General features: G+C 71.0%; 19 protein-coding genes. 16 read left to right on the top strand and 3 right to left on the bottom strand.

What is annotated here, in order from left to right; all coding sequences use genetic code 11:
• The first annotated feature begins 8 nt into the window (after positions 1 to 8).
• From phnD to ACT53O_RS11825, 15 genes are all read left to right on the top strand, one after another.
• Positions 9 to 989, top strand: a complete 981-nt coding sequence (phnD, locus tag ACT53O_RS11895; protein ID WP_135949501.1) for a phosphate/phosphite/phosphonate ABC transporter substrate-binding protein — start codon at positions 9 to 11, stop codon at positions 987 to 989.
• Positions 986 to 1804, top strand: a complete 819-nt coding sequence (gene phnC / locus ACT53O_RS11890) for a phosphonate ABC transporter ATP-binding protein (protein ID WP_135949500.1) — start codon at positions 986 to 988, stop codon at positions 1802 to 1804. The genes phnD and phnC overlap by 4 nt, the downstream gene beginning before the upstream one ends.
• Entirely contained in the window at positions 1801 to 2613 is an 813-nt protein-coding gene (gene phnE / locus ACT53O_RS11885; RefSeq protein WP_135949499.1) for a phosphonate ABC transporter, permease protein PhnE, read from the top strand. Before phnC ends, phnE (ACT53O_RS11885) begins: the two co-directional genes overlap by 4 nt.
• Positions 2610 to 3410, top strand: a complete 801-nt coding sequence (phnE, locus tag ACT53O_RS11880; protein ID WP_036287321.1) for a phosphonate ABC transporter, permease protein PhnE — start codon at positions 2610 to 2612, stop codon at positions 3408 to 3410. The genes phnE (ACT53O_RS11885) and phnE (ACT53O_RS11880) overlap by 4 nt, the downstream gene beginning before the upstream one ends.
• On the top strand, positions 3400 to 4257 hold the full coding sequence (locus ACT53O_RS11875) for a MurR/RpiR family transcriptional regulator (protein ID WP_476152583.1): 858 nt from the start codon (positions 3400 to 3402) through the stop codon (positions 4255 to 4257). Before phnE (ACT53O_RS11880) ends, ACT53O_RS11875 begins: the two co-directional genes overlap by 11 nt.
• 250 nt (positions 4258 to 4507) lie before the next feature.
• Positions 4508 to 6124 carry a glucoamylase family protein gene (locus ACT53O_RS11870; RefSeq protein ID WP_476152581.1) on the top strand — a complete coding sequence of 539 codons (1617 nt, stop codon included), beginning with the start codon at positions 4508 to 4510 and terminating at the stop codon, positions 6122 to 6124.
• 30 nt (positions 6125 to 6154) lie between these two features.
• A complete protein-coding gene (locus ACT53O_RS11865; RefSeq protein ID WP_476152579.1) occupies positions 6155 to 6790 on the top strand; it encodes a TetR/AcrR family transcriptional regulator in 636 nt (211 codons plus the stop codon).
• Between the two features lie 223 nt (positions 6791 to 7013).
• Positions 7014 to 8276 carry a sugar ABC transporter substrate-binding protein gene (locus ACT53O_RS11860; protein ID WP_476152577.1) on the top strand — a complete coding sequence of 421 codons (1263 nt, stop codon included), beginning with the start codon at positions 7014 to 7016 and terminating at the stop codon, positions 8274 to 8276.
• 5 nt (positions 8277 to 8281) lie between these two features.
• Positions 8282 to 9235, top strand: a complete 954-nt coding sequence (locus ACT53O_RS11855) for a carbohydrate ABC transporter permease (protein ID WP_036316268.1) — start codon at positions 8282 to 8284, stop codon at positions 9233 to 9235.
• Positions 9236 to 9247: 12 nt separating this feature from the next.
• Positions 9248 to 10114 (top strand): carbohydrate ABC transporter permease, encoded by an 867-nt coding sequence (locus ACT53O_RS11850; protein WP_476152574.1) that lies wholly within the window; start codon positions 9248 to 9250, stop codon positions 10112 to 10114.
• Positions 10115 to 10146: 32 nt separating this feature from the next.
• The gene (locus tag ACT53O_RS11845) at positions 10147 to 12030 is read left to right on the top strand and encodes a glycoside hydrolase family 3 protein (RefSeq protein WP_476152572.1); all 1884 of its coding nucleotides are present in this window, start codon (positions 10147 to 10149) and stop codon (positions 12028 to 12030) included.
• 46 nt (positions 12031 to 12076) lie between these two features.
• Entirely contained in the window at positions 12077 to 13207 is a 1131-nt protein-coding gene (locus ACT53O_RS11840) for a LacI family DNA-binding transcriptional regulator (protein WP_036316257.1), read from the top strand.
• Positions 13208 to 13301: 94 nt separating this feature from the next.
• A complete protein-coding gene (locus ACT53O_RS11835; RefSeq protein ID WP_476152569.1) occupies positions 13302 to 14717 on the top strand; it encodes a ferredoxin reductase family protein in 1416 nt (471 codons plus the stop codon).
• Positions 14718 to 14736: 19 nt separating this feature from the next.
• A complete protein-coding gene (locus ACT53O_RS11830; RefSeq protein ID WP_135949491.1) occupies positions 14737 to 15273 on the top strand; it encodes an FMN-binding protein in 537 nt (178 codons plus the stop codon).
• Positions 15270 to 16067: an FAD:protein FMN transferase gene (locus tag ACT53O_RS11825; RefSeq protein WP_476152567.1), complete on the top strand. Its 798-nt coding sequence runs from the start codon at positions 15270 to 15272 to the stop codon at positions 16065 to 16067. The genes ACT53O_RS11830 and ACT53O_RS11825 overlap by 4 nt, the downstream gene beginning before the upstream one ends.
• Positions 16068 to 16097: 30 nt before the next feature.
• Here ACT53O_RS11825 and ACT53O_RS11820 read toward each other — a convergent pair whose 3' ends face one another.
• The 3 genes from ACT53O_RS11820 to ACT53O_RS11810 are packed head-to-tail and all read right to left on the bottom strand — an operon-like array spanning position 16098 to position 19352.
• Positions 16098 to 17084, bottom strand: coding sequence for a sensor histidine kinase (locus tag ACT53O_RS11820; RefSeq protein WP_476152565.1), 987 nt, complete (start codon positions 17082 to 17084; stop codon positions 16098 to 16100).
• Positions 17081 to 17779: a response regulator transcription factor gene (locus tag ACT53O_RS11815; protein ID WP_112930823.1), complete on the bottom strand. Its 699-nt coding sequence runs from the start codon at positions 17777 to 17779 to the stop codon at positions 17081 to 17083. The genes ACT53O_RS11820 and ACT53O_RS11815 overlap by 4 nt, the downstream gene beginning before the upstream one ends.
• A gap of 40 nt (positions 17780 to 17819) precedes the next feature.
• A complete protein-coding gene (locus tag ACT53O_RS11810; RefSeq protein ID WP_476152562.1) occupies positions 17820 to 19352 on the bottom strand; it encodes a helix-turn-helix domain-containing protein in 1533 nt (510 codons plus the stop codon).
• A 151-nt stretch (positions 19353 to 19503) separates the two neighbouring features.
• Here ACT53O_RS11810 and gabT point away from each other — a divergent pair, with 151 nt between their 5' ends.
• On the top strand, positions 19504 to 20853 hold the full coding sequence (gene gabT, locus ACT53O_RS11805) for a 4-aminobutyrate--2-oxoglutarate transaminase (RefSeq protein ID WP_135949488.1): 1350 nt from the start codon (positions 19504 to 19506) through the stop codon (positions 20851 to 20853).
• The last annotated feature ends 128 nt before the right edge of the window (positions 20854 to 20981 follow it).

Below are 20981 nucleotides of genomic sequence, written 5' to 3'. Positions count from 1 at the left end.
GACACCTCATGCGCATCACCCGCCTCCGACTCGCCGCGGTCGCCGCGACGGCGCTCGCCGCCGCCGTCGCGCTCGCCGGCTGCTCCGGCACCTCCGACGCCTCCGGCTCCGCCGCGCCGGCCGCCGATCCGAGCTCGCTCGTTCTCGCCCTCGTGCCCTCGCAGGACCAGGGCGGCCTCGTCGACACGGCCAAGCCCCTGACCGACATGCTGAGCTCGGAACTCGGCATCCCCGTCACGGGCGTCGTGTCGAAGGACTATCAGGCCGCCGTGGAGGCGATGGGTGCCGACCAGGCGCAGATCGGCTTCCTCCCGTCGCTGCAGCTCTGGCAGGCCAGCGACCGGTACGGTGCGAAGGTCGTGCTGCAGACCGAGCGTAACGGCGCGATCACCTACCCGGCCCAGTTCATGACGAACAACCCGAGCAAGTACTGCTCCGACACCCCCGTCGACAAGGACGGGATGCTGTACTGCAACGGCACCGACAAGCTGGCGACGCCGAGCGGCCTGGACGCGATCACCAAGATCGCCGGTGCGAAGGTCGCCGTGCTCGGCCCCGGCTCGCCGGCCGGCTACATCTATCCGATGCTCGCCCTCAAGGAGAAGGGCATCGATATCGACAACGGGTTCCAGAAGATCCCGGTCACCGCCAACGACGCCTCCGTCATGGCCGTCTACAAGGGCGACGCCGAGGTCGGCTTCAGCTTCTGGGACGCGCGCACTCTCGTGAAGAAGGACACCCCCGACGTGGGCCAGAAGGTCGTCGTCTTCGCCCTCAGCGACCCGATCCCCAACGACGGCGTCGCCGTCTCGTCGAAGCTCTCGCCGGCCCTCCAGGACAAGATCACGCAGGCGCTGCAGTCGTACTCCGAGACCGAGGCCGGCTCGAAGGTGCTGCAGAGCATCTACTCCATCACCAAGCTCGCGCCGGCCAACCCCGCATCGCTCGACGTCGTCGCGCGGGCCGCCCAGCAGCTGGGACTGCAGTGACGGATCGCATCCTGACCCAGGGCATCGCGGCTGCGGCCGCGGTGCCCTGGGGCATCCGCCTGGACGGGGTCACCGTCCGCTACCCCAATGGCACCGTGGGCCTGCGCGGTGTGGATCTCGAGATCGCGCCGGGCGAGATGGTCTGCATCGTCGGCCTCTCCGGGTCGGGAAAGTCGACGCTGATCCGCACGATCAACGGCCTCGTGCCCGTGACGGAGGGCACCGTGACCGTCGGCGGCCAGCGCGTCGACGACGCACGGGGCACGCGCCTTCGCCACCTCCGCGGGCAGATCGGCATGGTGTTCCAGGGGTTCAACCTCGCCGGTCGGACGACCGTGCTGAACAACGTGCTCGTGGGGCGTCTCACCCACACGCCGTACTGGCGCACCCTGGCGGGCGCCTACCGCGACGCCGACAAGCAGATCGCCTTCGAGGCGCTCGATCGCGTCGGCATCCTGTCGAAGGTGTGGGATCGGGCCTCGGCCCTGTCGGGCGGTCAGCAGCAGCGCGTCGCGATCGCGCGCGCCCTTGCGCAGCAGCCGCGGATCGTCCTCGCCGATGAGCCGGTCGCGAGCCTCGACCCGCCCACCGCGCACGGCGTCATGGGCGATCTGCGGCGGATCAACGCCGACCTCGGCATCACGGTGCTGGTCAATATCCACCTGCTCGATCTCGCGCGGCAGTACGGCGCGCGCATCATCGGCATGCGCGCCGGGGAGGTCGTCTTCGACGGGCCGGCCGCGAGCGCGACGGATGCCGACTTCGAGAACATCTACGGACGGTCGCTGACCGGCGACGATCGGCTCGATCGATGAGCGTCGCGCCCGCGGCATCCGCGCTGGTGGTGCCCGAGCGGCCTCGACGCCGCGCCGGAACGTGGATCGCGCTGGGGGTCGTCGTCGTGATCACGGTGGTCACGTGCCTTCCGGGCATCGGCGTGGGCTTGGATGTCGCGCCGATCGTCGCGAACTGGCGAAACGGTGCCACGAAGATCGTCGAACTGCTCACGCCCGACTGGTCGTTCTTTCCGCGCACCGTCGCGCCGATGCTCGAGACGCTGCAGATGGCGGTGCTGGGAACCGTCGTGGGGGCCGCGATCTCGCTGCCGCTGTCGTTCTGGGCGGCACGGCCCACCAATCCGCACCCCGCGTTCCGCGGTGCGGTGCGGACCCTGCTGAATGTGATCCGCGCGGTTCCCGAGCTCGTCTACGCGGCGGTGCTCGTCGCGATGGTCGGCGTCGGCGCGCTTCCCGGCATCCTCGCACTCGCGATCTTCAACATCGGCATCATCGTCAAGCTCGTCTCCGAGTCGATCGACGCGCAGGATGCCGGTGCCATCGAAGCCGGTCGGGCCGCCGGTGGCACGCAGGCGCAGATCAACCGCGCCGTCGCACTCCCCGATGCGTGGCCGGCATTCGTGTCGCAGACCCTGTACGTGTTCGAGCTGAACGTGCGCGCCTCGACGGTGCTGGGGCTCGTCGGCGCCGGAGGGATCGGGCTGCTCATCGACGCGGTCCGCACGTTCTACCGCTACGACCAGCTCTCCCTCATCATCCTCGAAGTGCTCGTCGTGGTCGTCGTGATCGACCTGATGAGCGACGCCATCAGACGGAGGCTCGTGTGAGCGCCCTCGCCGTTCCCGTCCGCCGTCGCTCACCGTGGCGGGCCGTGTCGGCCGTCGTCGTCACCGCCGTCGTGGTCGCCGCCTTCTGGTCGGTGCAGATCTCGTGGGGCCGTCTCGCCGACCTCCCCGCCGACATCGGTCGTTACCTCTGGCTCATGTTCTCGGCGCCGGAGTGGTCGAAGCTGCCCGAGGCGCTCTGGCAGACCTGGCGGAGCATCGAGATGGCGTGGGTGGGGACCGTGCTCGGCATCCTGCTGGCGACCCCGCTCAGTCTCGTGGCCGCCCGCGGCTTCGGGCCGCTGTGGCTGCGCGGCGTGCTGCGACTCGTGTTCTCGGTCATCCGCGCCGTGCCCGAGCTGATCATCGCGATCATCATCCTCTCGGTCACCGGGCTGACGCCGCTGACTGGTGCGCTCGCCCTCGCCGTCAACGGCATCGGCACGCTCGGCAAATGGGGCTACGAAGCGGTGGAGGCCGTACCTCCCGGGCCCATCGAGGCGGCGCGCGCCGCGGGCGGGTCGACGGCGCAGGTGCTGCGCTGGGGCGTGTGGCCGCAGGCGCAGCCGGTGTTCCTGTCGTTCTGGCTCTACCGGTTCGAGATCAACGTGCGCTCGTCTGCCGTTCTCGGTCTCATCGGGGTCGGCGGCATCGGCGATATGCTGACGTCCTACACCCAGTACCGGGAGTGGTCCACCGTGGGGATGCTGCTCATCGTGGTGATCGTCGTCACGATGGCGATCGACGCGGCGAGTGGAGCGCTCCGCCGGCGAATCATGGAGGGTCCGCGTGCCCGTTGACGCGCCGACGACGGTGCGCATCGCCGCGATGCGCAACGGCCTGCAGCCCACCGAACGGCGGGTCGCCGACCTCATCGTGGCCGAGCCCGACGCGGTCGTGGAGCTCACCGCGCAGCAGCTGGCCGACCGTGCCGGCGTCGCTCGCTCATCGGTCGTGCGGGCGTGCCAGTCGCTGGGCTATCGCGGCTACCCGCAGCTGCGCGTCGCCTTGGCCGCCGAACTCGGCGCCCAGCCGCCACGCGACGCCGACCACGGCGACGGCCCGCTCGGCGAACTGCGCGCCGCCCTCGCCCGCACCGCGCAGTCGTTGACGACAGCGGTGAGCCTGATGAGCGCCGACGACGTCTCGTCCGCGGTCGCCGACGTCGCCGGCGCCTCACGCCTGCTGGTCGTCGCGAACGGCCTGTCGGCTCCCGTCGCGAGCGATCTGGCGATGCGCCTGACCGCGGTCGGCCGTCCCGCCGAGGTGATCGCGGATGCCATCGCGCAGCAGATCGCGGCGCGTCAGCTGTCGACCACGGACGTGTGCATCGTCGTGAGCGGCTCGGGAGCGAATGCCGCGAGCGTGCGGGCGGCCGAGGCGGCCCGCAGCGCCGGTGCGCGTGTGCTGGCCCTGACCTCCTTCGCGTCCAGCCCGTTGGCCGACCGCGCCGACCGCTCGCTCGTGATCACCCCGACCGGCGTCAGCTTCCGGGAGGAGCTGGCCCACACCTCGCGGGTCGCACACGCCGCGTTCGTGGAGGCGTTCGTGGATGCCGTCGCGGGCGTGCTGGGGGAGAGGGCCCGCGTCGTGCGGGCGCACGTGCTCGGCATCCTGTCGGACAACCTCGACGACGGCACCGCCTGACCGCGCCGGCGCACCCGCGCGCCCGCGCGCCCGCGCGCCCGCGCCCGTGTCGCCGCGTCGCCGCGTCCGCGAGACACCGACGGCGCACCGAGACTGCCGTTGTGCACCCGTGTTTCGGTGCGTCAGCGGTGTCTCGCGGGCAGGGAGAGATGGGTGGGCGGGGGGCGGGGTTGTACATAAACCGTACATGTGTAAGGTTTTATGGGCGGCTCCGATGACGCGGAGCGCTTTCGACGAGGAGAGCACGCCCATGAAGAGAACTCTCGCGGCCACCGCCGCGATCGCCGCACTCACGATCGGTGCACTGGCGGGAGGTGCGCCCGCGACCGCGGCGCCCCCCGACGGCGCCGGAGCGCAGAACAGCGCTGCGGATGGAGCCGGGCGTCCCGGCCATCCCAGCGGGAAGGACGCCCGCGAGCTCCTGCGCTACGCCACCGACACCTGGACGTCGATGGCCGCGATGGCCCACCCCGAGACGGGCCTCGTCGACGACAACATCGGCGGTGACCTCGACGCGGCATCCGCGTCGGGCTACACGTCACCGACCAACATCGGCGGCTATCTGTGGTCCACCGTCACGGCTCGGGATCTCGGGATCATTGGCGCCGACGAGGCGCGTCAACGGCTCAGTGCGACGATCACCACGCTCGAGCACATGGAGCGAAACCCCGGCAGCGGGATGTTCTACAACTGGTACGCGCCGGCAACGGCGGCCAAGCTCACGGTCTTTCCGACCTCGGGCGACACGATCCATCCGTTCCTCTCGACGGTCGACAACGGCTGGCTCGCGACGGCCCTGCGGATCGTGCGCGAGGCGGAGCCGTCACTGCGCGACCGTGCCGATGCGCTCTACCGTTCGATGGACTTCTCCGCTTTCTTCGATCCGGCCGGGGCCGCGGGGCTTCCGGCGGGAACCAACCGCGGGGGATTCTGGGAGGCGCCTCCCGGCGACGGCTGCGCGGTGGAAGCGCCCATGTACAACGGCAGCGGCGAGACGGTCTCGTACACTTGTCATCACTACGACACGACCGTCAGCGAGAGCCGCATCGCGACGTACCTGGCGATCTCGGACGGCGCCATCCCCGCGACGGGCCTCTACGGCACTCATCGTACGATGCCCGCCGGTTGCGACTGGGCCTGGCAGGAGCAGTTGCCCACCGGCACGACCCGCCAGTACGACGGGGTGGACGTGTATGAAGGGGTGTATTCCTACGACGGCATGTCGTTCGTGCCCAGTTGGGGCGGCAGCATGTTCGAGTCGCTCATGCCCGACCTGTTCATCCCGGAGGCGCAGTGGGGTCCTCGCTCGTGGGGTCTGAACCATCCCATCACGGTGGAAGTGCAGAAGGAGCACGGCCTGAAGGACGCGAAGTACGGCTACTGGGGCTTCTCGCCCGCCAGCGATCCCTTCGGGGGTTACTCCGAGTACGGCGTGGATCTGGCCGGAATGCGCAGCGACGGCTACACCTCCGACCGGGAGAAGACCGACGTCGACATCGACCGACCCGGCTGCCACACGGGCACCAACCCCTCGCCGACGTTCGGTGACGGCGTCGTCACGCCGCACGCGTCCTTCCTCGCGCTGCCGTACGACCACAAGGGCGTCATGGACAATCTCCGCAAGATCGAGCGGAAGCTCGGCGCCTACGGGCCCGGTGGCTTCTACGATGCGGTCGCCGTCAAGAGCGACACCATCGCGAAGCGGTATCTCTCGCTCGATCAGTCGATGATCATGGCCGCGATCGGCAACGAGCTGACCGGTGATGCGCTCAAGGGCTACGTCGTCGACGACGCGATGGAACGGAACCTGCGGCCGGTGATCGCGCAGCAGGTGTTCGGCTCGTCGTGGGGGCGTCCTCATCACTGAGCCGTAGCGTGGATGCCGGGGAGGATTCTCGTGGCATCAGACACCGGTGACCGGGTAGCTCCCTCGCGTGCGCGGGGGAGCTACCCGAAGGGGCAGGCGCGGCGCCAGCAGATCGTCGACGAGGCGGTGCTCGTGTTCGGCCGCTCGGGCTCGGCGAGCGGGTCGCTGCGCGAGGTCGCCAAGCGGGTCGGGCTGACCCCCGCGGGCCTCTTGCACCACTTCGCCTCGAAGGAGGAGCTGTTCGCCGAGGTCCTGCGCCAGCGCGACGAGCGGGTGCGCGCCGCGGCGGGGGAGCCCGCCGCGCACGGCCTCATCGACCAGGCGGCGAAGGTCGTCGCCTACAACCAGACGACACGTGGCCTCACCTCCCTATACTCGACCGTGGTGGCGGAAGCGGCCGACCCCGACCATCCGCTGCACGACGATTTCGCGAGGCGATATCGCGAGCGCGCCGCGGACACGGCGGAGCTCCTGCGCGCAGGCCAGCGCTCCGGCGAGATCGCGCCCGACATCGATCCCGACGCGGCGGCCCGCCTCATCAGCGCCGTGATGGACGGCATCCAGCAGCAGTGGCTGCTCGATGACACCGTCGACATGACGGCCCTGTTCGACGAGTTCGTGCGGGGCTACCTACGGGGACCTCGCCCTGCGGCATCCCCCCGCTGACCCCGCCCGTCCGCCGGCCGACCCCGCCGAGCGTACGCCCGCGAGACACCGTCCCTGCACCGAGACTGCCGCTGTGCACCGGTGTTTCGGTGCGCAGGCGGTGTCTCGCGGGCGGGCGGACTCGCGCGCGGTCGGGAGGCGGGGGCCACGTCTTGACGGAGGTTATGCGCATAAGTACAGTGGAGCCCGACACTGATGCGGGTGTCCCGTTCGAGGAGGAACCATGAAACACGTCCGACTGGGAGCCGTCGCGCTCGTCGCCATCGGCGCACTCGCGCTCGCGGGCTGCGGCCGCGGAGGCGAGACCGCCAGCGCCCCCGACGCCGCCACGACGATCGGCAGCGAGCCGGCCACGGGCACGATCACGATGTGGGCGATGGGTGCGGAGGGCGAGGCGCTGCCCGACTTCGTCAAGACGTTCGAAGAGGCCAACCCCGGCGTCACCGTCGAGGTCACGGCGATTCCGTGGGATGCCGCCTACAGCAAGATCCAGACGGCCATCGCCGGTGGCACGACGCCCGACATCGCGATGATGGGCTCGACCTGGATGGCCGACTTCGCCGACGCGTTCCAGACCGTGCCGACCGACCTCGACACGTCGGGATCCTTCCCGGGCGCCGTCGCGTCGACGAAGGTGGGCGATCGGATGACCGGCGCCCCCTGGTACGTGGACACCCGCGTGCTCTACTACCGCACGGACCTCGCCGCGAAGGCCGGCTGGACGAAGGCCCCCACCACGTGGGACGAACTCAGCCAGATGGCCGCCGACATGCAGTCCAAGGCCGGCGCCGAGTACGGCATCCGCCTGCCCGGCGGCAACGACTCGTTCCAGGGCACGCTGTGGATGCCGTGGTCCAACGGTGCTTCGCTCGTCGACGGCGACAAGTGGACGGTCGACACCCCGCAGATGGTCGAGGCCTACGAGTACTACCAGAGCTTCTTCCAGAAGGGCATCGCCAACCCGGCGGCCGACCGCTCCTCGGGTGCCCAGGAGGCAGACTTCGTCGCGGGCAAGACCCCGATGCTCATCGACGGGCCGTTCATGATCGGCTCGCTCGAGAAGGTCGGCGGCGCGGACTTCGCCAGCAAGTTCACCACCGCGGTGCTGCCCACGAAGGAGTCGTCGACGTCGTTCAGCGGTGGCGCGAACCTCACGGTGTTCAAGAACTCGAAGAACGCGCACTCCGCGTGGAAGCTCGCCCAGTGGCTCACCGACCCGACTACGCAGGCGCAGTGGTACGAGAAGACCGGTGACCTGCCCGCCGTCCAGGCGGCGTGGAAGGAGCAGGCGCTGGCCTCGCAGCCGACGCTCGCCGCCTTCGGCACCCAGCTGGAGACCGCGAAGTCCGTTCCCGCCACCACCACCTGGGTGCAGGTCGCCGCCGCCGGTGATGCGGTGCTCGAGAAGGTGCGCCTGGGCACCGAGAGCCCTGCAGACGCCATGAAGGAGCTGCAGAGCAAGGCCGACGCCCTCGGAATGGGCTGATCGAGATGACGCAGGCATCACTGGCCGCGACCGGGACGGCCGTCGCCGTCACCGGTCGCGGCCGTGGTCGCCGGCCGGGGTCGTCCCGCCGCCGGCGCCAGGGTTGGATCGCGTGGGGGTTCGCGCTCCCGTTCGTCATCGTGTTCGCGGTGTTCATGATCGTGCCGATCGTGGGCTCGTTCGCGATGTCGTTCACCGACTTCCGCGCGCAGGACATCCGCTCCCCGTTCTCGGTGGACGTCGTGGGCCTCGACCAGTACGTCAAGGTGCTGACCGATCCCACCTTCCTGAAGTCCATGGGCGTCACGGCGACCTTCGTCGTCGTCGGCATCCCCGTGACGATGGCGGTCGCACTGGCGCTCGCGCTGGCGCTGAACTCCGGGGGCGGGCGCATCGTGTCGTTCCTGCGGGTCGGGTTCTACGCCCCGGTGGTGACCAGCATCGTCGCCGTCGCGGTGGTCTGGCGCTACATCCTGCAGCCCGACGGGCTTCTCAACAGCGCGCTCGCCCTCATCGGCATCCAGGGGCCCGACTGGCTCAACGACACCACCTGGGCTCTTCCGTCGCTGATCGCGATGGCGGTCTGGCGCAACGTCGGAACGCTGATGGTGATCTTCCTCGCGGGGCTTCAGGCGATTCCGACCGACGTGAAGGAGGCCGCCATGATGGACGGCGCCTCGGCCTGGCGGCGGCTGACCTCGGTCACGCTGCCCATGCTGCGCCCGACGCTCCTGCTCGGTGCCGTGCTCATCTCGGTGGGCTTCCTGCAGTTCTTCGAGGAGGCCTTCGTGATGACCCAGGGCGGACCGCTCGATTCGACCCTGTCGGTGGCCTATTACACGTTCAAGCAGTTCGGCTTCGGGCAGTACGGCGTCGCCTCGGCCGCCAGCTACATCCTGTTCCTCGCCATCGCGCTGCTGAGCCTGCTGCAGTTCCGACTGCTGCGGACGAAGGACTGAGAGGACCTCGTCATGACCGTTTCCGTCACCGCGCCGCCCCGGCGCACGGGGCGCCACCGTCGCGCCGTCAGCGGGCGTGCCGTCACCTACATCGTGCTCGTCGTCGGGCTCATCGTCTGGATGCTGCCGTTCGCCTGGATGCTGCTGGGATCCGTCAAGACCCAGGCCGAGATCCTGCAGCGCCCACCCACCTGGTGGCCGCGCGAGTTCACGTGGGACAACTTCGCCCAGTGGTTCGGGCCGCTGGACATCGGCCGGTTCTTCACCAACAGCATCGTGGTGGCCCTGTTGACGGTGCTCGGCAATCTCGTCTTCTGCTCGATGGTCGGCTACGCGCTGGCGAAGATGGACTTCCCGGGTAAGAAGGTGCTGTTCGGCGTCGTACTGGTCACCCTCATGGTGCCGGGCGTCGTCACCTTCGTGCCGCTGTTCGTGATGGTCTCCTCGCTGGGGCTGACCAGCAGCTACGCGGCGCTGATCCTGCCGTTCATCACGACGCCGCTCGGGGTGTTCCTCATGCGCCAGTTCATGCTCGGCATCCCCGACGAGCTCATCGAGGCGGCGCGCATCGACGGGGCGGGGGAGCTGCGCATCTTCGCCCGTGTCGTCATGCCGCTGTGCGGGCCGCCGCTGGCGACCCTCGGCATCCTGACGTTCCTGGCCTCGTGGAACAACTTCCTCTGGCCGCTCGTCGCTGCCCAGACCGAGAACATGTACACGCTGCCGGTGGCGCTGTCGCTGTATTCGACGGGCCAGAACGCGACCGACTACGGCCTGTTGCTGGCGGGATCGGTGCTCGTGATCGCGCCCATCCTGCTGCTGTTCGTCTTCCTGCAGCGCTACTTCATCCAGGGCGTCGCCACAACCGGGCTCAAGTGAGCCCTCGCCGACCCGCCTCGAGAAAGAGAACCATGACCCCCACGTTCCTCACCGCGCCCGACGGCACCCGTTTCCGCGACCTCAACGGCAACCAGGTGATGGATCCGTACGAGGACCCGCGCCTGAGCGCCGACGAGCGTGCCGCCGATCTCGTCGCCCGCATGAGCCTCGAGGAGAAGTGCGGTCTGATGTTCCAGACCGTCATCGAGGTGGGCGAGGACGGCGAGCTGCTGGAGACGCCGGGACGGATCTCGAAGTCGCCGACCTCGGCGGTGGTGCTCGGCAAGCACATGACGCACTTCAACGTGCACGCGATCCGCTCCGCGCGGCAGGCGGCGGTGTGGAACAACAACCTCCAGATGCTCGCGACGCAGACCCCGCACGGGGTGCCGGTGACCATCAGCACCGACCCGCGGCACGCCTTCGTCGAGAACACCGGTGTCGGATTCGCCGCCGGGCCGTTCTCGCAGTGGCCGGAGGGACTCGGTCTCGCCGCGATCGACGACGTCGAGACGGTGCGTCGTTTCGCCGACGTCGCGCGTCAGGAATACCGCGCCGTCGGCATCCGCGCCGCCCTGCACCCGCAGATCGATCTCGCGACAGAGCCCCGGTGGGGCCGCCAGGCCCAGACGCTGGGCCAGGATGCCGCACGGGTCGCCGAGTTCACGGCCGCTTACCTTCAGGGCTTCCAGGGCGACGAGCTGGGGCCTGACAGCGTCGCCTGCACCACGAAGCACTTCCCCGGTGGGGGTCCGCAGAAGGACGGCGAGGACGCGCACTTCCCGTACGGCCGCGAGCAGGTCTACCCCGGCGGCATGTTCGAGTACCACCTCGAGCCCTTCCGGGAGGCGATCCGGCGCGGAACCGCGGCGATGATGCCGTACTACGGCATGCCGATCGGGCTGGAACGCCACGGGGTTCCGATCGAGGAGGTCGGCTTCGGCTACAACCGCCAGATCGTGACCGACCTGCTGCGCGACGAGCTCGGCTTCGACGGGGTCGTCGTCACCGACTGGGAGCTCGTCAACGACAACCACGTGGGCGATCAGGTGCTGCCGGCGCGCGCGTGGGGCGTCGAGGAGCTGTCGCCGAGCGAGCGCATGCTCAAGATCTTGGATGCCGGGGCCGACCAGTTCGGCGGCGAGGAGTGCGTCGACCTGCTGATCGACCTCGTCCGGGCCGGGCGCGTCCCGGAGGAGCGCATCGATGCCTCGGCGCACCGCATCCTGCGGGTGAAGTTCCAGCTGGGCTTGTTCGACGATCCGTTCGTCGATCCCGACGAGGCCGAGCGCATCGTCGGCAACGCGGAGTTCCGCGCCGAGGGGGAGCGGGCGCAGGCGCGCTCGCTGACCGTCGTCGTCAATCGCGCCACCGCGGACGACGACCACCCCGTGCTGCCGCTGGCCGCGGACGGCACCGGCCGCGTCTACGTGGAGGGCTTCCGCGCGGAGGACGTCGCCGAGCTGGGCGAGGTCGTGGCCGATCCGGCCGCCGCCGATCTCGCCCTGGTGCGTCTCGACGCCCCGTTCGAGCCGCGCGACGATCTCTTCCTCGAGGCCTGGTTCCACCAGGGCTCGCTCGAGTTCCCGCCCGGGCGCATCTACCGCATGCGACGTATCGCGCAGCAGTGCCCGCTGGTGCTCGTCGTCAACCTCGACCGGCCCGGCATCCTCACACCGTTTGCGGAGTTCGCGTCGGCGATCGTCGTCGACTTCGGCAGCTCCGCGCGCGCCGTGCTCGACGTGCTCACCGGCCGCGTCGCTCCCGAGGGGCGCCTGCCGGTGGAGCTGCCCCGGTCGATGGATGCCGTGCGCGCCTCTCGCGAAGATGTACCGTCGGATACGGGTGATCCGCTGTTCGCGGTGCACTTCGGTCTCGAACTGGCGGCACGGGTGGGAGAACGCGCCGACCGGTGAGACGCACGCCAGACGCTCCGGGCCGCCGATGACGAAGGGACAGCCGATGAGTGATGCCGCTGCGCGCCGTCCGACGGTCTACGACGTCGCGCAGGAGGCGGGTGTCTCGATCGCCTCCGTGTCGTTCGCCTTCCGACGCCCCGAGCGGATCAGCGAAGCCACGCGCGAGCGGGTGCTGGCCGCCGCGCGGCGGTTGGGGTACGCCCCGAGCGCGGCGGCGCGAGGACTCGCGAACGGACGCACGGGAACGCTCGGCCTGCACGCGTTCGACCTCATGCTGGAACGGGCCGACCCGCGCGACGTCGCACCCCCGCGACCCGATGTGCGGGCGCCCTGGGACGCCGCGTCGATCATCCCGTGGTCGCAGACCGACGACGAGACCCTCGCCGATCCGCGGGCGTTCCCGCTCTACGTCGACGAGATCCAGCGCGGCTTTGCGCTGGAGTGCTGGATGCTGGGGCGGCCGGTCATGCTCTCCAGCGGGTCGGACAGCGATGTGTCGGTCGCCGATACGGCGGGCCGGGTCGACGGACTGGCCATCTTCCCGTCGCCGGTGCTGCCGACCGCTCTGCTGCGGATGCCCGCGACGATCCCGACGGTCCTGTTCAGCGTCGCTCCCGGCGACGATCCCCATCACCGCGTTCGCGTGGACAACGCCGGAGGGATGAGTGCGCTGATCGACCACCTCGTCGGCGACCACCAGTACGACGACGTCGCCTTCGTCGGGCGCCAGGAGGGCTTCGACAACGCCGAACGCTTCCGGGAGTACCGGGCGTCGCTGATGCGGTGGGGTCTGCGTCCCCGTGACGAGCCGATCGACGGCACCGTGCGCGGTCCGCATCGGATGCTCGAGCAGCTCGGCGCGCTCCACGCCCGCGGCGCGCTGCCCCGCGTTCTCGTCTGCGCCAGCGACCAGCACGCGCTCATGGCCCTCGACGCCCTCGCCGGGCTCGGCGTGCGCGTGCCCGACGACGTGGCCGTCACCGGGTTCGACGGCATCCTGGCCGGTCGGCTCAGCACGCCGACACTCACGTCCGTGCGCCAGCCGATGGAGGCCATGGGACGCGCCGCCGCACGCATCCTCGCCGGCACCGCCGGTGCGCTTCCGGAGGGGCAGACGCGCTTCGACGCCGTGTTCGCTCCGCGCCTGCTGATCCGCCAGAGCTGCGGATGTTGAGCGCCCGTGTCGCGGGGCTGTCAGATTCCTATGGATGCCGCCTGAGCCTCTGATTCTTGGCCTTGTCTCAGAGCCGGTCGACGACGCTCGACGCATGACCACACAGGCCGCCACGCGATCCACTCCGCTCATCGCCGCGCCGCAGCTCGGCATCCGCTCGCGCCGCCTGCTCTGGCGGCTGCTCGCGATCGCCGTCATCTGGGCGACGAGCCTCTTCGTCGTCGCGCTCTGGATCGCCGGTGGCGCCGTGCAGGACCTGCGCGCGTGGGATGCCGACACCCTGAACACGCTGGGGCGGATCACCGGTCTCGTCTCGGCGAATCTGCTGCTGTACCAGGTGCTGCTGATGGCGCGCGTGCCGTTGTTCGAGCGAGCCTTCGGGCGCGATGCGATCACGCGGATGCACCGCTGGGTCGGCTTCTGGTCGTTCTGGCTGCTGCTGGCGCACATCGCCCTGCTGGTGGTCGGCTACGCCGCCCAGGCCGGTGTAAACGTGATCGCCCAGCTGTGGGACTTCGTCTGGAACTACCCCGGGATGATGCTCGCGACGGCGGGAACGGGCCTGCTGGTGCTCGTCGTGGTGACCAGCATCCGCCGAGCGCGGCGTGCCATGCGCTACGAGTCGTGGCACCTGCTGCACCTGTACGGGTATCTCGGTGTCGGGCTGGCGATTCCGCACATGCTGTGGACCGGCGCCGATTTCGCCGCCCATCCGCTCGCCGAGGTGTACTGGTGGGGACTGTGGGCGGCGACCGCCGCCGCGGTCATCGTCTTCCGCGTGGCGCTGCCGCTGTGGCGCTCCGCGCGTCACGACATCCGCGTCGTCGCCGTCGAGGCAGACGGGCCGGTGGGCGTCGTGGTCCGCATGCGCGGACGCGGCTTGGAGCGCCTCGGCGCCCGCGCCGGTCAGTTCTTCGTCTGGCGGTTTCTGGGCGCACCCGGCTGGACGCGCGGAGTCCCGCTGTCGCTGGCGGCCGACCCCCGCCGCGGCGAACTCGTCGTCGCGGCCCGCATGGTCGGCGACGGGACGCGCCGGTTGGCGACTCTCCGCCGGGGCACGCGCGTGTTGATCGAAGGGCCCTACGGCGAGTTCACGGGCGAGGCACGGACGCGGCGGGGGATCGTCATGATGGGTGCCGGCGCCGGCGTCGCACCCCTCGTCTCGCTTCTCGAGGCCGAGCCGTATGCGCCCGGCGAGGCGATCCTGATCACTCGCGACCATGCGGCGGCCGAGTCGATGCGCGTGCGCGAGATCGAGCGCCTGGTCGCGCGCCGGGGCCTGCACCACGTGGCTCTGCACGGTCCGCGCCGTCGCGCCGGATCGACGTGGCTGCCGGTGACGTTCGCCGATGGGCGCGGTGCGGAGATGCTGCGGCGGATGGTGCCCGGCATCCACGATCACGACGTCTACCTCTGCGGCCCCGAGCCCTGGATGGCCTCGGTGCGTCGCGACCTGCGGGCTGCCGGGGTGCCGGCCGCTCAGATCCACAGCGAAGCCTTCGGCGTCTGAGTTCAGAGAGGACACCACCATGAAGAGAATCGTCTACGCCCTGCTCGCGACCGTCAGCGGCCTCGTGCTGCTGTTCAGCTATCGCACATCCCTTCCCGAGGACGCGGCCGTCGCCGCACCGCTGAACGCGAATCGCACGGACGCCACTCGCGTCACCCCGGCTCCGGCGTCGCCGTCGGCCGGGACCTCGTCGACCACGACGACCCCCGGCGGGTCGAGTTCGAGCTCGTCGTCGGGGGCGACCTCTTCGACGACGACCACGTCGAAGAGCGGGCTCACCGACGGCACGTTCACCGGCTCGGCGGTCAACACGCGCTACGGGGCGGTGCAGGTGCAGATCACCGTCTCGGGCGGCGTGATCACCGACGTGCAGACGCCGGCCTACCCCGATCACAGCAGCCGCGATCGTCAGATCAACCAGGACGCCCTGCCGCAGCTGATCTCCGAGACGCTCTCGGCCCAGAGCGCGCAGATCGACATGGTGTCGGGGGCGACGTACACGAGCACCGGGTACCTCGACTCGCTCCAGTCGGCGATCGACCAGGCCTCGGCATGAGCGAACCGAGCCGCCGGGCCTGGACGGCGGAGCTCATGGGCACGACCGCCAGCATCCACGTCATCGGCAGTCCCGACGCGTGCGCGGCGGCGACGGATGCCGCGGCATCCACCGTCGCGATGCTCCGCGAGCTGGAGGCGATCTTCTCGACGTACCGTGCGGACTCGGAGATCTCGCGGCTGCGCCGCGGCGAGCTGAGCTTCGCCGACGCCGATCCGCGGCTGACGGATGTCGCCGATGCCTGCCGACGACTCGAGGAGGCGACCGGCGGGCGGTTCAGCGCCTTCTGGCGGGAAGGCTTCGATCCCACCGGCTACGTGAAGGGCTGGGCGACGGATGTCGCCGCGACGGCGCACCTCCAGCCGCTGCTCGCGATGCCCGGGGTGAGCGCCGTCGGCATCAACGTCGGCGGCGACCTGAGGGTATGGACCGCGCCCGGCGCGCCCTGGTCGTGGACCGTCGGCATCGCCGACCCGGTGCGGCCGGGGGCGGCTCTGGCGACGCTGCGGGTGCGCAACGGCGCCGTCGCCACCTCCGGCACTGCCGAGCGGGGAGCGCACCTCGTCGACCCTCGATCCGGCATGGCGGTGTCTGCTGCGGTGAGCGCGACGGTCGTCGCAGACGACCTCACCACCGCCGACGTGTGGGCGACCGCCCTCGCCGTCGCTGCCGGCGAGGACACCGGGTGGCTGTGGGACGCGCCGCTGCACTCGGCGATGACGGTCACCGACGCCGGTGTCCGTCGATGGGTCGCGGGCGTCGGCGTCGAGACCGTCGCGGCGACCGCGGCCTGAACCCGCGACGGCGCCCGCGGCCTGAGGCCGCTACGCAGCCTGCGGCAGCCAGAGCAGCATGGTGGTACCCGCTGCCGACGTTCGCTCGATCTCGATCCGGCCCCCGGCCGCCGCGGCCGCCTCGCGCACGAGCGCGAGACCCAGGCCGAAACCGCGCCGCCGACCCGACTCCGGGCCGCGGGCGAAGCGCTCGAAGATGCGCTCGCGATCGGCATCGGCGATGCCGGTGCCGCCGTCGCGCACCCGGATCGCGACCCCCCGTCCGTCGGATCGCGCCGACAGTGCGACCTCGCCGCCGGCCGGGGTGTGCTGCACTGCGTTGTCCAGGAGCGCGACGCAGAGCCGGTCGAGGGTGACGCGGGGAAGGCGCACCCGCAGGCCCGCGCCGTCGCCCTGACCGACCCGGACGCGCACGCCCGCCTCCTCGGCCAGCGGCGCCACCGTGGCCTTCGCGGCCGTCAGCGCCGCATCGACGAGGGCGGGCTCGGCATCCGTCGCCGTTCCCTCCGCCGTCAGCAGCATGTCGGTGAGCACGGCGTCCATGACCGACGCGTCGGCGCGCAGCGCCGCGAGCGTGTCGGTGAGGTCTTCGCCGCGTCGGTAGCGGCGCTCCAGGATCTGCGCCCGGCTCGTGAGAGCCGTCAACGGCGTGCGGATCTCGTGGCTCGCATCGGCGACGAAGCGGCGCTGCAGCCGCAGGGCACCGGCCAACGGGGCCACCGCGCGGCGGGCGGCGAACCAGGCGACGAGGGCGAGCAGCGCCACCCCGGCGAGACCGAGCGCGACGACCCAGGGGAGGATGCGGTCGACGTCGACGACGATGCGGTCGCCGTCCGGCGGACCGCTGCGGCCGCCGGCCTCGCCGTTGTGGTGCAGTTCGGGTCGGGCCGACAGCAGCAGGACGGCCACGAGAAGCGCGACTCCCGCCGTCACCACGACGGCCGATGCGGCACCGACGAGCAGACCGACGTGGACCGCGGCGCGACGAACGCGCCGGCGGTCGGCCTCGTCGCTCACGACGGGCTCCCCGCACGGTAGCCGCGACCGCGAACGGTCTCGATGATCTCGGGCGACGCCTTGCGGCGGATGTAGTGCACGTAGGTGTCGACGGAGCTCAGGGCGTCGTCGGAGGAGAAGACGGCGTGAAGGATTTCGTCGCGGGAGAAGACGTGCTCGGGGCTCTCGCTCAGCAGCGCCAGCAGGCGCGCCTCGGTCGCCGTCAGCGTGACGCGCTCGCCGCCGCCACCGTACAGTGCGCGCGACTCGGCGACGAAGGTCCAGTCCCCGAGGTGACGCCGGCGTCCCTCGGCATGGTGCCCGCGGACGAGCGCGCGCAGGCGTGCGAGCAGCTCGTCGAAGTCGAACGGCTTGACCAGGTAGTCGTTGGCGCCGCTGTCGAGGCCGTCGACCCGGTCCGCGACGGCGCCGAGAGCCGTCAGCAGCAGCACCGGCGTGGTGAGGCGGGCGGTGCGCATCGCCTGCACGATCTCCACCCCGTCGAGCCCCGGCAGACGCCGGTCGACGACCAGGACATCGAAGCGCTCCGCCAGCACGCGCTCCCGTGCGGCGAGACCGTCGCTGAGGTGCGTGACGTCGTAGACCTCGGAGAGCACCTCGACGGTCATGCCCGCGATCGTCGGGTCGTCTTCCACGTAGAGCAGTCGCGGCCGTGCGCCGTCGCGGGTCATCGCGTCTCCGATCTTCACCGCCATCATTCACCCATGTCGGCGCCAAGAATCCGCCAAGAGCGCATCACCCCGCGGCGACGAGGGCGGCCCACAGCTCGGCACGCGCCGGAAAGCTCGACAGGTCCACCCCCAGCAGTTGCTGCGCCTGCGCGACCCGGGCGCGCACCGTGTGCCGATGGATGCCGAGCGCTCGCGCGGCCTCATCGATGCGCGCGTCGTGGGTGAGCCAGGTGCGCACGGTCTCCACGAGCGCCGTGCCCTGGGCGTCGTCGTGCGCCCGCAGCGGGCGCAGCCGCGCGTCGGCGAGAGCGCGGGCGGCCGGGGAATCGAGACTCGACAGCACCCCCGCGGCATCCGCGAAGCGCGTGACGGTCCCGCTCACGGCGGTGCGCAGCGCGGTGAGGGCCTGCGCGTGGGCGCGAGAGAATCCGCTGTATTCGGTGGGCTCCGACAGCCCCACCGCGGCGTCCAGCAGACGCGCGAGTGCGGTGGGCGCGCCCTCGTCGTCGGCGGGGACCACGAGGACGATGCCGTCGCCGCTGCGCGCGTAGAACAGGCCGCCGCGCTCTGCGGCCTGCAGCTCGAGCCAGTCGACCGCCGCGTCGGTGCGGTTGGCGGCGACGGCGGCGACTCCGATGACGACGGGGCTCGTCGGCAGCGGGCCCCACAGCTCGCGCGACACACGACGCGCCAGGTGCGGGTCGTCCTCGAGGAGCGTGTGCAGCAGTCCTGCCCGCAGTGCCGCACGGGCGCGGCCGAGTCCCACGTTCTGTTCGAGGGCGAGGCCGGCCATCGCGATGACCGAGGTCACGACGCTGCGTCCCTCCAGGTCGAGGTCGGCGCCCACGATCGCGATGAGCCCGCGGAGGTGTCCGCCGCGGCCGAGCGTCTGCATCGTGACGCGTCGATCACCGATCTCGAGCGTCGATGCCGCGCGGGCTCCGCGGCGCAGCACGGCGCCGGCCTCCGTCGCGAGGGCGGCGCGCGCATCGTCGTCGAGCGCGTCGGCGGGGGCGCTCTGGGTCAGCGTGCCGGCGGCGTCGAACAGTCCGACCCACGCGCCGAGTTGAGACGCGAGCTCGGCGACGGTCGCCGCCAGCCCGTCCGGACGCAGTGCGGCGAGCGAGATCGCCCGCTGCGCCGACAGTGCCCAGGTGCGACGGGCATACGCCTGCGCGGCGATGGCTTCGGCGTTGGCCCGCGCCAGCGCGATGAACGGTGTGCGGTAGGGCACCTCGAACAGCGGCATCCGCTGCGCGGCGCAGGCGAGAACGAGCGCGGGCGGGATGCCGTCGCGCACCACCTCGGTGCCGAACCCCAACCCGCGCACACCGCGGGCGCGCAGGCGCGCCACGTAGGCGGCGGCGTCATCGCCCGATTCGCCGTCGCCGCCGGCTCCGACGAACTGCGTGCCCGTCGTCAGCAGCAGCAGGTCATCGGCGAGGAAGGGAGTGGGGTCGATGAGGTCGGAGCTGTGCACCCAGCGCAGCGGGGCGTCCAGCGCTCCCTCGTCGAGATCGTCGGGGCGGGAGGCGAGCCGCAGGTCGAGGTCGCGGCGCGCGAGGAGGGCGCGCAGGGTCGGCTGCGTCTCGGTCATGGGCGGCGGCCTCCTCGGCGCGGTCCGGGGTCGATCCGGGGCGGGTTCCCGGCGATGGGTGCGCGGCGGCTGTACGCCACGTACGCATCTGATCACAGAATGTACACGGCGGAGGGTGTGGCTCGGCATCCGAGGCTCATACGCTCCCGGCATGAGCATCATCGACAGCGCCGTCGTCGGCGGTCCGTCCCTGGCGCAGGAGCGCCGTCTCGTCACCGCGATCCCCGGCCCCCGCTCGCAGGAGCTGCTGGCGCGCAAGAGCGCCGCCGTCGCGTCGGGAGTCGCGCACACGGTGCCCATCGAAGCCGTCGCCGCCGGCGGGGGCGTCGTGGTCGACGCCGACGGCAACTCGCTCATCGACCTCGGCAGTGGCATCGCCGTCACGAGCGTGGGCAACGCCCACCCGGGCGTCGTGGCGGCCGTCCAGGCCGCCGTCGCGCAGATGACGCACACCTGCTTCATGATCTCGCCGTACGAGTCGTACGTGGCCGTCGCCGAGAAGCTCAACCGTCTCACGCCCGGCGACCACGCGAAGAAGTCGGCGCTGTTCAACTCCGGCGCGGAAGCCGTCGAGAACGCGATCAAGATCGCCCGCAAGGCCACCGGCCGCTCGGCCGTCGTCGCGTTCGACCACGCGTACCACGGCCGCACCAACCTCACGATGGCCCTCACGGCGAAGTCGATGCCGTACAAGAGCGGATTCGGTCCGTTCGCCTCCGAGGTCTACCGCGTTCCGGCCTCGTACCCGCTGCGCGACGGACTGAGCGGTGCGGATGCCGCTGCCAAGGCCATCTCGTTGATCGAGAAGCAGATCGGCGCCGACAACCTTGCGGCCGTCATCATCGAACCGATCCAGGGCGAGGGCGGTTTCATCGTGCCCGCCGAGGGATTCCTTCCCGCGGTCGTCGACTGGTGCCGCGCCCACGGCGTCGTCTTCATCGCCGACGAGGTGCAGACGGGCTTCGCCCGCACCGGAGCGATGTTCGCGAGCGAACTGTTCGGCATCGTGCCGGACCTCATCACGACGGCCAAGGGCATCGCGGGCGGCATGCCGCTGGCGGCGGTCACCGGTCGCGCCGAGATCATGGATGCCACCCACGGCGGTGGCCTCGGCGGCACCTACGGCGGCAACCCGGTGGCGTGCGCCGCCGCCCTCGCGGCGATCGACGCGTTCGAGAACGACGGGATGCTCGAGCGGGCGCGCGAGATCGGGGGGATCCTCCGCGCCCGCTTCGAGTCCGTGCAGCAGTCCGACCCCCGCATCGCCGAGGTGCGCGGAGCCGGCGCGATGATCGCGGTCGAGTTCGTCGACCCCGAGACGAAGGCTCCCGACGCCGCGCTGACCTCCGCCGTCGCGAAGGCGGCGATCGCCGAGGGCGTCATCGTGCTCACCTGCGGCACGTACGGCAACGTCATCCGCTTCCTGCCGCCCCTGTCGATCTCCGACGAGCTGCTCTCCGAGGGAATCGACGTCGTCGTCGCCGCTCTCGCCGCCCACTGACCCCGCCCCGGCATCCCACCCACACCCCGCCCCATGTCCCACTTGCGCCCGGCGATGTCCCACTTTCGGTCTCCTCGAGGCCACTCTGACAGCGCTTATCGGGACATGATGCGGGAGCACCACGCATC

This window comes from Microbacterium sp. DMC48 (assembly GCF_056313825.1).
Note: the sequence above shows the minus strand (reverse complement) of the source record. Positions and strands in the feature narration are given on the sequence as shown.